This is a genomic window from Bradyrhizobium sp. UNPF46 (genome assembly GCF_006658625.1).
Classification (GTDB): Bacteria; Pseudomonadota; Alphaproteobacteria; order Rhizobiales; family Xanthobacteraceae; genus Bradyrhizobium; species Bradyrhizobium nitroreducens.
Genome location: NZ_LFJB01000093.1, coordinates 1 through 10,453, shown reverse-complemented (window position 1 = coordinate 10,453; position 10,453 = coordinate 1). Strand labels below are relative to the sequence as shown.

The window sequence follows — 10,453 nt, the reverse complement described above, 5'->3', positions numbered from 1 at the left end:
CGGCTCACGGCGTCAAGCGCCAAGGACCCAACGGCTTCCCGCCCACCATCATTATGACAGGCTTTTCAGACACAGGGACCCAGGAGCTACAGAGTGCAAGCCGAAAGATGGGCCCCGGCTCAGCAGCGCATCACGCCGCGAAGATGCGGCGCGCTGCACTGCGTCCGGGGCACGCGGAGAAGCAGCCTTTTTCACCAAGCACGTCTTCGCGATCTCGCGGCGTATTCCGCCCGAGCTTTGCTATCCATTTCGCCCTCGTCGAGAATAAAGGGCGCTGGGAAGGCCGGGCGCCGGCTGGCACCCGAGGTCCGCACGCGAAAGACGCACGCGGGGTTGACCACAGGTGTTGCCGGTCGCCCGGCCTTCCCTGCGCAATGGTGTTACGGCTTATGGCGCGCTCTCCCCGGGGAGCGATGCACTATTGCCCCCGTCGCCTTGCGGCTGATTGATGCGCGTGCCGGTTGGCTGCCACATCACCGCGAGACTTGACGCCAGAACCGCGGGCGTCAGGACCACACGCTTTTGCCGTCCGCGGACGTCCCGCCCCGGACAGCCGGAAGCTCGCGCGTGCTCGCCTCCAACGCCGAAACGAAACGCTGTGACCACGCCGTGTCGTGCCGCGGATCGCGATGGCTCACGAGGTTCGCCCGCCCTGCCATCCCGTCACGCGCCGGCGCTACCGCGTCCATCGCATCCCGCCCGCGTATCGTGACGATCGCGAAACGCCCCTTTGACGGGCCGGGATGGACTGCGGTTTAGCCGAAATTACGAATTCGGTCAATCAGAATATTCCGAACGGCCTCTCTTGACCTGGATGTAGCCTGTTTTGCCCCTCGGCAATGCGAGCCCTGGTGTGCGGGCCGGAGCGGCCAGGCGGCGCTGGAGCGCTGCCGGCCGCTCCGACGTCTCAGCTCATGGCAGGCTGCGGCCAATCCCGATCGCGCGGGGCCAAATCATCGAGGCGAATACCCGACGGGTCGAGGACCGGCGACAGCAGGATATCGACCTTCATGGTGGCGTTCGCTCGTTCCCAGTTCGTCCACGGCATCGTGTCCAGGTTTGGGATCGGCGGCAGCGCCAGCCATTCAAACGTGCTCGCTGTTTTCCCACCGATGCCGGGGCTTTCGGCGCCTTGGACCGCAGCTGGCAAGAGACAGATGGTTGCAGCAACCGCAAGAGCCGCAAGGTACCGCGCCATCTGCGTGTTCTCCGCGCGAGCGGAGAAGGCACGATCTTCGATCATTTCATCCTCCAATCGTTCGTGGAACAGGTCTCATGATCAGAGAACTAGGCGAGCCCGGCCTGAGCCGGGCTCGCTCGTCTCAGAAGTCCATGGCCGGCGCGCCGGCCGTCTCGGACTTCTTCGGCTTGTCGGCGACCAGCGCCTCGGTGGTGATGAGCAGCGAGGCCACGGAGGCGGCATCCTGCAAGGCGGTGCGCACCACCTTCGCGGGATCGATCACGCCGGCCTTGACCATGTCCTGGTACTCGCCCGTCGCGGCATTGAAGCCCCACGTGTAGGTCTCGTTTTCGAGGAGCTTGCCGACCACGACGGAACCATCCTCGCCGGCATTCTGCACGATCTGCCGGGCCGGCACCTGGATGGCGCGCCGCACGATATCGACGCCGGCCTTCTGGTCGGCATTGCCGGTCGTGACGCCGTCCAGCGCCTTGAGGGCGCGCAGCAGTGCCACGCCGCCGCCGGGCAGGATGCCTTCCTCGACGGCCGCCCGCGTCGCATGCAGAGCATCGTCCACGCGGTCCTTGCGTTCCTTCACCTCGACCTCGGTCGCTCCACCGACCCGGATCACCGCGACGCCGCCGGCGAGCTTCGCCAGCCGCTCCTGGAGCTTCTCGCGGTCGTAGTCCGAGGTGATTTCCTCGATCTGCGTCCTGATCTGCTGGCTTCTGGCCTCGATGTCCTTCTTGGCACCGGCACCATCGACGATCGTGGTGTTCTCCTTGTCGATCACGACCTTCTTGGCCCGGCCCAGCATCTTCACCGACACGTTCTCGAGCTTGATGCCGAGATCCTCGGAAATCACGGTACCGCCCGTGAGGATCGCAATGTCCTCCAGCATCGCCTTGCGACGATCGCCAAAACCGGGCGCCTTGACCGCGGCAACCTTCAGACCTCCGCGCAGGCGATTGACCACGAGTGTGGCCAGCGCCTCGCCCTCTACCTCCTCCGCGATGATCAGGAGCGGCTTGCCGGATTGCACGACCTGTTCGAGCAGCGGCAACATCGCCTGGAGACCAGACAGCTTCTTCTCGTGAATCAGCACATAGGGGTCCTCGAGTTCGACCCGCATCTTCTCGGCGTTGGTGACGAAATAGGGCGAGACATAACCGCGGTCGAATTGCATGCCCTCGACGACCTCGAGCTCGGTGTGCAGGCTCTTGGCTTCCTCGACCGTGATCACGCCCTCGTTGCCGACCTTCTGCATCGCCTCCGCCAGGAAGCGCCCGATCTCGGTATCTCCGTTTGCGGAGATGGTACCGACCTGGGCGATCTCGTCATTGGACGTGACCTTCTTGGCATGGGTCTTGAGGTCGCTTACGATGGCGTCGACGGCAAGGTCGATGCCGCGCTTCAGGTCCATCGGGTTCATGCCGGCGGCGACCGCCTTTGCACCTTCCTTGACGATGGCCTGCGCCAAAACGGTCGCCGTGGTGGTGCCGTCTCCGGCAAGATCATTGGTCTTGGAGGCGACCTCGCGCACCATCTGGGCGCCCATGTTCTCGAACTTGTCCTCCAGCTCGATTTCCTTGGCGACGGTGACGCCATCCTTCGTAATGCGCGGCGCGCCGAACGATTTCTCGATGACGACGTTGCGTCCCTTCGGACCAAGCGTGACTTTCACCGCATTCGCCAGTGTGTCGACGCCCCGCAGCATGCGCTCGCGGGCCTCGGTCGCGAACTTCACGTCCTTGGCAGCCATGTTGCAAACTCCTTTCCGTTCGATGACTGTCAGTGCGTTACGCCGCCTTCTTCAGCGAGCCGGCCTGTTCGACCACGCCGAGAAGGTCGGTTTCCTTCATGATCAGGAGCTCCTCGCCGTCGATCTTGACCTCCGTGCCCGACCATTTCCCGAACAGCACCCGGTCACCCACCCTGACGTCGAGCGACACGAGCTGACCTTGCTCGTTGCGACCACCCGGTCCGGCAGCGATGATCTCACCCTGCTGGGGCTTCTCCTTGGCGGTGTCGGGAATGATGATGCCGCCGGCGGTCTTCTCCTCGGCATCGATACGGCGCACGAGCACACGGTCGTGCAACGGGCGGAAATGCATGCACATCCTCCTTCAATGGGTTCAGCGATGTCCAAAATCCGGGTCCGAAAACGGCCCCCCGGGCGGCAAACGACCTAGGGGCAGGTCGATATCCGTTCAAGGGGGATTCGGAAAAAAATTCGGGGCGATTGCGGTCGCACCGGCTTGCGTGCCGGTCGGTCCCGAGCCGCCAAGGGGCGACCGGGCTGAGCCCGATAGGGACTGCTCGGCTCCCCGGCCCGGCGCGATCACCTTGCCGATCGGCCACAGTGCAATGCCTAGGAGCGTCAGCGCGTAGGATGTGTAGAGCCTTTGCGAAACCCATCATGTCGCGTCATCGGCGGACGGGTGATGGGTTTCGCTGGCGCTCTACCCATCCTAAGAGTTGTCTGTGACCTCGATCACATCGGCATCCATTGTCGCCATACACTCGGGCAGATATTCTAAGACCTTCAACCAATGGGGGAAGGACATGCGGCATCTGCTGGCGTTCGTTGGCGTAATAGCCGCGGGGCTCGTCCTGGCTTGCCAGCAGGCACATGCAGAAATTCGCGTCGCTCTCGTCATCGGCAACGGTGCCTATCAGAGCCACAATTGCCGAACCCGCCGAACGATGCCGCGGACGTCGCCGCAGCACTGAAGCGAGACGGCTTCGACACCATCATGGCCACCAATCTCGATGAGGAGGGAATGAAATCAGCTACGATCCGGTTCGCAAGAGCCGCGCGAGCCGCAGACGTCGCACTATTCTATTACTCTGGACACGCGCTGCAGTTCGGTGGTGTCAACTATCTGGCACCGGTCGATACCAAGCTCGCCGATGAAGCGGACCTTCGACGGATGACACGCGTCGACGACATCATCGCTGACCTGCAGCAGGCGAAGAATCTGCGCATACTCGTTCTCGACTCGTGCCGGGACAACCCCCTCGCCGATCAGCTCCGACGCTCGATAGGTACCACCCGCGCTCTGGCGCTGCAACGAGGGTTGGCGAAGGTCGACACGCCGCTCGGCATGATCGTCGCGTACTCCACTCAGGCCGGACGGACTGCAGAGGATGGCGGTGGACGCAATAGCCCGTACACGTCCGCGTTCCTCAAGAACATCGAAGCACCGGAGGAGATCGGCGTGGTGTTTCGGCGCATCAGCAATGATGTCTATGAGACGACAGGCAGACAGCAGTTGCCGGAACTGTCGCTGTCACTGACAGGCGAGTTTTATCTCAAGGGCAGGGCCGACATCACAGTCAAGCAGAACCCGACACCCTCTCCGCAACCGCGCGATCCGGCCCAGCAAGCGTGGATAGCGACTCAGAGCACCACAAGTGTCGCAGTCCTCGAGGATTTCATCCGACAATTCGGCGACACCCCGTACGGCAGCATGGCACGAGCAAGGCTAGAAGAGTTGAGAAAGGGCCAACTCGCGAACGTGAAGCCGGCTGCTCGCGTTCAAGATACTCCGCAAACGTCACCAACGGCGCAATTGGATCTGGAGGGGGATTGGTTCGGTTATGCGACCAGCGGGCGAACGAAATTCAACTATAAATGGGCGGTCCATCAGTCCGGGAGCGAGGTGTCGGGCAAGATATCGTTGTCCCAACACGGCAGTAACGATTGGATCGCCTACAAGTTCGAAGGAACGCTGCAGAACGGTCTACTCAGTTTCAAAGGCACACGGTGGGAAGCGGCGCGTCACGGGGTGTTTTGCATGGCAAGCGGAGTCGTAGCGATCGACAGCACTCGGGGCTTGGCGCTGAAGGGAACATGGGGACCCAACCCAATTCCAGGGGGATGCCCGAGTGGCAGCTTTGGTCAAGTGTTTCTCACGAAGAGATAGTCATCTTGGTGCTGCGATCGCTTGGAGCGGAGGTGTTCGCGATAGTCGAACGTTTAGGACTCGCTGCGTTCACTCTCAACAATGGATGATGTTCCAAAACGAGCGGCAAGTCTTCTGAGGCGCAAAGTCGCCCCCCGGCCCGCGCGACCTCCGCTCCACCGCCAGAGGCCAACATCGACGAAAGCCCACCTCACGCCGGCACGATCACCTTGCCGATCGGCCAGAGCGCGATGCCGGCGAGCTTGAGGTGCGCCCAGGCAAAGGGAATGCCGATGATGGTGATCGCGAGCACCAGGGCCGTCAGGACGTGGCCGAGTGCCAGCCACCAGCCGGCGAGCACGAACCAGATGATGTTGCCGATCACCCCGAGCGGGCCGGTGCCAATATCCTCGACACCGGTGACATCGTAGCGGTTGACCGCACGCGAGCCGAACGGCAGCAGGGTGTAGACGGCGATGTTGAACGCCGCCCGCGCCCAGGGCAGGCCGATGATGGTGACGGCCATGATGACCGCGGCCACCAGCCAGCCGAACGCCATCCAGGCGCCGCCGATGAGGATCCAGAGGATGTTGAGCAGCATCGAGACGGGGGTCATGGGGTGATCCGGAGGTGGATGATCCCGTCTATATAGGATCGGAATCTGTCTCTGCTAAGACGGCGCCACGCCCATGAAACGTAGCCCGGATGGAGCGGAGCGCAATCCGGGAAGCGAGCTACCAGCTACAGCGGCCCCAGATTACGCTTGCGCTCCATCCGGGCTACGGGGTTACCGCCCTTCGAACCTCGGCGCCCGCTTCTCCATGAACGCCTTCATGCCCTCGGCCATGTCCTGGGTTTTGAACAGCGGCAGGAGCTGGAGATAAACGTGGTGGACGTGGTCGGAGAAGTTTTCGTTCAGGCCCATCCGCATCATGCGCTTGGAGGCCTGCACGGCAAGCGGCGCGTTGGCGGCGATTTCGCGGGCGATCGCGGTGGCGCGGGTCATCAGCTCGGCGTCCGGCACGACCTCGTTGGCGAGGCCCCAGTCCAGGCATTCACGGGCGCTGAGCGTGCGGCCTGTGAAGATCAGCTCGGAGGCCTTGGCCCAGCCGAGCATGCGCGGCAACAGCCAGGTGCCGCCGGATTCCGGCACCACGCCGCGCTTGACGAAGGCGGCGGCGAGCTTGGCGGATTCCGCCATGATGCGGATGTCGCAGCCGAGCGCAGTGTCCATGCCGTAGCCGGCCGCCCCGCCGTTGACGGCGCAGATGGTCGGCTTGTCCATCGCCTGCAACACCGTCGGCGGCGTGTTGCGGAGGTTGATGGTGGTCGGCGAGGACGCGGCGCTGAGGCCGTTGCCGTCGCGTTCCTTGCGCAGGTCGAGGCCGGCGCAGAACGCCCTGCCCTTGCCGGTGAGGATCACGACGCGGACGTTCTTGTCCTCGTTGGCCTCGGTCAGCAGGCGGGCCAGATCGTTCAGCATCGGGCCGGAGATCGTGTTCATCCGCTCCGGCGCATTCAGCGTGATGGTCGCGATGTGGTCGGCGACCGTATAGAGGACTTCGTTGGCGGCATCGGTCATGACAAATGTTTCCCCATCCGTGTGTTGTTGGTTGGGCAAAGCGAAGCGTGCCCACCACTTCTTAACGGCGGGCACAGCGCTACGCGCTGTTGCCCCCCTCCGGCACCGCCTCAGATCTTCCGGCCCGCCTGCTCCCAATAGGGATCGCGCAGCCGGCGCTTGAATATCTTGCCGGAATCTTCGCGCGGCAGGCCGCTGCGGATCTCGATGTGCTTGGGCACCTTGTAGTCGGCCAGATGCGCCTTCAGGCTCGCGCGAACGCCGGCGGCATCGAGCGTCACGCCGGCTTGCGGCTCGACCACGGCCATCAGCGCCTCGCCGAACTCGGCGTCGGGAATGCCGAACACGGCGCAATCATGCACGCCTGATACGGCGTGCAGCACGGATTCGATCTCCGCCGGGTAGATGTTGACGCCGCCCGAGATCACCATGTCGCGCTTGCGGTCGCAGATGAAGACGTAGCCGTCCGCGTCGATATAGCCGACATCGCCGGAGGTGATGAAGCCGTCGCGGTCGATCTCGGTGCGCTTCTCCGGCTTGTTGTGGTAGGTGAAATCGGCCAATTCGGCCATGCGGGAATAGATCTCGCCGATCTCGCCGGGCGGCAGCACGCGGCCGTCGTCGCCGATGAAGCGCAGCTCGGCGCCGGGCGAAATTTTACCGACGGTGCCGGGCTTCTTCAGCGCGTCCTCCGAGGTCGCGAATGTGACGGCGCTGGATTCGGTCGAGCCGTAGAATTCGTAGATCACCGGCCCCCACCATTCGATCATGGCGCGCTTGACGTCCGCCGGACAGGGAGCTGCGGCATGGATGACGTGGCGCAGCGAGGAGACGTCGTATCTCTTGCGCACCGCCTCCGGCAGCTTCATCAAGCGAATGAACATGGTCGGCACCATGAAGATGGTGTCGATCTTGTATCGCTCGATCGCTTCCAGAAATTCCTCCGGCTCGAACCGTGGCATCAGCACCAGCGCGCCGCCGAGCTTGCCGGCGCGGATGCCGAACGAATTCGGCGCCGAATGATACAGCGGGCCCGGCAGCAGCGCACGCGCGCCGGGCTTGAGCCCATAGATCATCGCGCGCATGCGCTCGCCCGCCGCCTGCTGCTCCGGCGTCGGCGCGTTGCGGCGCACGCCCTTGGGATGGCCCGTGGTGCCCGAGGTGTAGATCATGTTCATCGGCTGCGGCACGACCGGGCCGTCATAGGGCTGGAATTGCGCGAGCCAGGATTCGAAGTCGATCGCAAAGCTTGCCGTCGCCAGATGATCGGGATCGATCTTGTAGTTGGACAGGATCTCCGGCGGGGTCGGCACGCTGAGCACGGTGACACCGGCCGGAATGGCATCGCGCAAGCCATGCAGCATGTCGGCGTGGCCGATCAGCACGGAGGTGCCGGTGTCCTTGAGGATGTAGTTGATCTCCTCCGGCTTGAAGTGCCAGTTGATCGGCACGCCGTAAGCCCCCAGCCGCATCGCGGCATAGGCGGCTTCCAGAAAGGCAATGTCGTTGCGCATCAGCATGCAGACGCAATCGCCCTGGCGGACGCCGATATCTGCAAGGCCGCTTGCGATGCGGTCGGCGCGGGATGCGACCTCCGCATGGCTGCGACGGCGCTCGCCGGAGACGATGCCGAGGAAGTCAGACGTTTCGCTCATTTTGTTTTCCGATCTTTCGTCGGGTTGAGAACGTGAACACAGATCAGACCGTCATTCCGGGGCGATGCGCAGCATCGAACCCGGAATCCATTTCACAGCCGAGGACGCGGCTCGATGGATTCCGGGCCTGCGCCTGCGGCGCATCCCGGAATGACAGCGAACTAATCCGCGTACTTCGCCGTGCGCTTCTCCAGATTGGAGCGCACCGCTTCGGTCTGGTTCGGGCTGCCGATCAGCTTCTGCTGCTCGACCGACTCCGCGAGCAGTGCCGGACCGGGATCGACCGAGAGATTGTTCAGCAGCCGCTTGGCGGCGCGGATCGCATCGGGGCTCTTGCCGGCCATCTCGCGCGCGACTTCGAGAGCGGCCGCGCGCGGATCGTCGCAGATGCGCGTGGCGAGGCCGAAAGCCATCGCCTCCTGCGCGGAGAAGATGCGGCCGGTGTAGGTGAGATCGCGCAAGATGTCGTCGCGCACGAGGCTCGCGAGGATCGGCGTGCCCGCCATATCAGGGACTAGGCCCCATTTGATCTCCATGATCGACATCCGCGCATCCGCCGAGAGAAAGCGCATGTCCGCGCCGAGCGAAAGCTGGAAGCCGCCGCCGAAGGCAACGCCGTGCACCGCTGCGATCACGGGAACAGGAAGCTGGCGCCATCCCCACACCGCCTGTTGCGGGAAGTTCGCCTGGCCATGTGTGCGCTTGGTGAGATCGCGATTTTCGCCACCCGGAATTCCGTTGCCGCCCTTCTCCTTCATGGCGGCAAAACGTCCCATATCGAGCCCGGCGCAGAAGGCACGGCCCTCGCCCGAGAGCACGACGGCGCGCACGCTCTTGTCCTTCGAAAGCCGGTCGGTTGCGGCGACGAGCGCCTCGAACATGGCCTGATCCAGCGCGTTCATCTTGTCCGCGCGCACCAGGCGCACGTCGGCAACGCCTTCCGAGATCGAGATCGAGACGCGCTCTTCCATGGACGAATTCTCCCCTGTTCTTGACCGGTTGCCGCTTTACAGGACGCTGGCGGCCGGATTTAGTCAATCGACCAATTAACTGACAATCCCTACGGGGGAAACAGCCATGTTCAAGGAAAATCTTCTGGCCGGCCGGCGCATTCTCGTCACCGGCGGCGGCACGGGTCTCGGCAAATCGATGGCGGCGCGCTTTCTCCAGCTCGGCGCCGAGGTGCATATCTGCGGTCGGCGCAAGATCGTGTGCGACGAGACCGCGACCGAGCTGATGGCGGAGTACGGCGGCCGCGTCACCAGCCACGGCGTCGACATCCGCAACGCGCTCGCGGTCGAGGAGATGGTCGAGAACATCTTTCGCGACGGCGGCCTCACCGACCTCATCAACAACGCCGCCGGCAATTTCATCTCGCGCACCGAGGAGCTGTCGCCGCGCGGCTTCGACGCGGTCGCCAACATCGTCATGCACGGCACGTTCTACGTGACGCATGCGGTCGGCAAGCGCTGGATCGCCTTGAAGCAGCCGGGCAATGTCGTCTCGATCACCACGACCTGGGTGCGCAACGGCTCGCCCTACGTGGTGCCGTCGGCGATGAGCAAGTCGGCGATCCATGCGATGACCATGTCGCTTGCGACCGAATGGGGCCGCTACGGCATCCGCCTCAACACCATCGCGCCGGGCGAAATCCCGACCGAAGGCATGAGCAAGCGCATCAAGCCGGGCGACGAGGCGGGCGCACGCACCAAGGCGATGAACCCGATGGGCCGCGTCGGCACCATGGAGGAATTGCAGAACGTCGCCGTGTTCCTGATCTCCGGCGGCTGCGACTGGATCAGCGGCGAGACCATCGCCATGGACGGCGCCCAGGCGCTCGCGATGGGCGGCAATTTCTACCAGCTCCGCGACTGGAGCGACGACGACTGGAAGACCGCGCGCGAGAGCATCATGGCCCAGAACGAGAAGGACCGGGCGAAGCGGGGATAGTCTCGTGCCCCGGACGCAGTGCAGCGCGCCGCACTTGCGGCGTGGTGCACTGGTGAGCCGGGGCCCAGCACATTCTTACGTCTCGCGAAAGCATGGGTCCCTGTGTCTGAAAAGCCTGTCATAATGATGGTGGGCGGGAAGCCGTTGGGTCCTTGGCGCTTGACGCCGTGAGCCGGCT

At 63.9% G+C, this 10,453-nt stretch carries 9 protein-coding genes; 2 read left to right on the top strand and 7 right to left on the bottom strand.

Translation table 11 applies throughout. The annotated features are described in order from the left end of the window. Positions 1-907: 907 nt before the first annotated feature. The 3 genes from UNPF46_RS32585 to groES all read right to left on the bottom strand — a co-directional run bounded on the left by UNPF46_RS32585 (position 908) and on the right by groES (position 3,294). Positions 908-1,243, bottom strand: coding sequence for a hypothetical protein (locus tag UNPF46_RS32585; protein ID WP_142252801.1), 336 nt, complete (start codon positions 1,241-1,243; stop codon positions 908-910). A 79-nt stretch (positions 1,244-1,322) separates the two neighbouring features. Further along, positions 1,323-2,942: a chaperonin GroEL gene (groL, locus tag UNPF46_RS32580; protein WP_142252800.1), complete on the bottom strand. Its 1,620-nt coding sequence runs from the start codon at positions 2,940-2,942 to the stop codon at positions 1,323-1,325. A 37-nt stretch (positions 2,943-2,979) separates the two neighbouring features. Beyond that, the gene (gene groES, locus UNPF46_RS32575; protein WP_181770224.1) at positions 2,980-3,294 is read right to left on the bottom strand and encodes a co-chaperone GroES; all 315 of its coding nucleotides are present in this window, start codon (positions 3,292-3,294) and stop codon (positions 2,980-2,982) included. A 573-nt stretch (positions 3,295-3,867) separates the two neighbouring features. Here groES and UNPF46_RS32570 point away from each other — a divergent pair. Then, positions 3,868-5,109, top strand: a complete 1,242-nt coding sequence (locus tag UNPF46_RS32570; protein WP_246668790.1) for a caspase family protein — start codon at positions 3,868-3,870, stop codon at positions 5,107-5,109. Between the two features lie 190 nt (positions 5,110-5,299). On the opposite strand, the gene UNPF46_RS32565 is transcribed toward UNPF46_RS32570, so the two are convergent. The 4 genes from UNPF46_RS32565 to UNPF46_RS32550 all read right to left on the bottom strand — a co-directional run bounded on the left by UNPF46_RS32565 (position 5,300) and on the right by UNPF46_RS32550 (position 9,296). Next, positions 5,300-5,704 (bottom strand): YccF domain-containing protein, encoded by a 405-nt coding sequence (locus UNPF46_RS32565; RefSeq protein ID WP_142252798.1) that lies wholly within the window; start codon positions 5,702-5,704, stop codon positions 5,300-5,302. 171 nt (positions 5,705-5,875) lie between these two features. Further along, positions 5,876-6,670 carry an enoyl-CoA hydratase/isomerase family protein gene (locus UNPF46_RS32560; protein WP_142252797.1) on the bottom strand — a complete coding sequence of 265 codons (795 nt, stop codon included), beginning with the start codon at positions 6,668-6,670 and terminating at the stop codon, positions 5,876-5,878. Positions 6,671-6,780: 110 nt separating this feature from the next. Beyond that, complete coding sequence (locus tag UNPF46_RS32555) at positions 6,781-8,325, bottom strand: acyl-CoA synthetase (RefSeq protein ID WP_142252796.1); 1,545 nt, start codon at positions 8,323-8,325, stop codon at positions 6,781-6,783. A 161-nt stretch (positions 8,326-8,486) separates the two neighbouring features. After that, entirely contained in the window at positions 8,487-9,296 is an 810-nt protein-coding gene (locus UNPF46_RS32550) for a crotonase/enoyl-CoA hydratase family protein (RefSeq protein WP_142252795.1), read from the bottom strand. A 106-nt stretch (positions 9,297-9,402) separates the two neighbouring features. Here UNPF46_RS32550 and UNPF46_RS32545 point away from each other — a divergent pair, with 106 nt between their 5' ends. Continuing rightward, positions 9,403-10,275 carry an SDR family oxidoreductase gene (locus UNPF46_RS32545; RefSeq protein ID WP_100178952.1) on the top strand — a complete coding sequence of 291 codons (873 nt, stop codon included), beginning with the start codon at positions 9,403-9,405 and terminating at the stop codon, positions 10,273-10,275. The last annotated feature ends 178 nt before the right edge of the window (positions 10,276-10,453 follow it).

Coding starts and splice junctions, on each gene's coding strand:
- UNPF46_RS32585 (WP_142252801.1), bottom strand. CDS start 1,243: ATGATCGAAGATCGTGCCTTCTCCGCTCGCGCGGAGAACACGCAGATG.
- groL (WP_142252800.1), bottom strand. CDS start 2,942: ATGGCTGCCAAGGACGTGAAGTTCGCGACCGAGGCCCGCGAGCGCATG.
- groES (WP_181770224.1), bottom strand. CDS start 3,294: ATGCATTTCCGCCCGTTGCACGACCGTGTGCTCGTGCGCCGTATCGAT.
- UNPF46_RS32565 (WP_142252798.1), bottom strand. CDS start 5,704: ATGACCCCCGTCTCGATGCTGCTCAACATCCTCTGGATCCTCATCGGC.
- UNPF46_RS32560 (WP_142252797.1), bottom strand. CDS start 6,670: ATGACCGATGCCGCCAACGAAGTCCTCTATACGGTCGCCGACCACATC.
- UNPF46_RS32555 (WP_142252796.1), bottom strand. CDS start 8,325: ATGAGCGAAACGTCTGACTTCCTCGGCATCGTCTCCGGCGAGCGCCGT.
- UNPF46_RS32550 (WP_142252795.1), bottom strand. CDS start 9,296: ATGGAAGAGCGCGTCTCGATCTCGATCTCGGAAGGCGTTGCCGACGTG.
- UNPF46_RS32545 (WP_100178952.1), top strand. CDS start 9,403: ATGTTCAAGGAAAATCTTCTGGCCGGCCGGCGCATTCTCGTCACCGGC.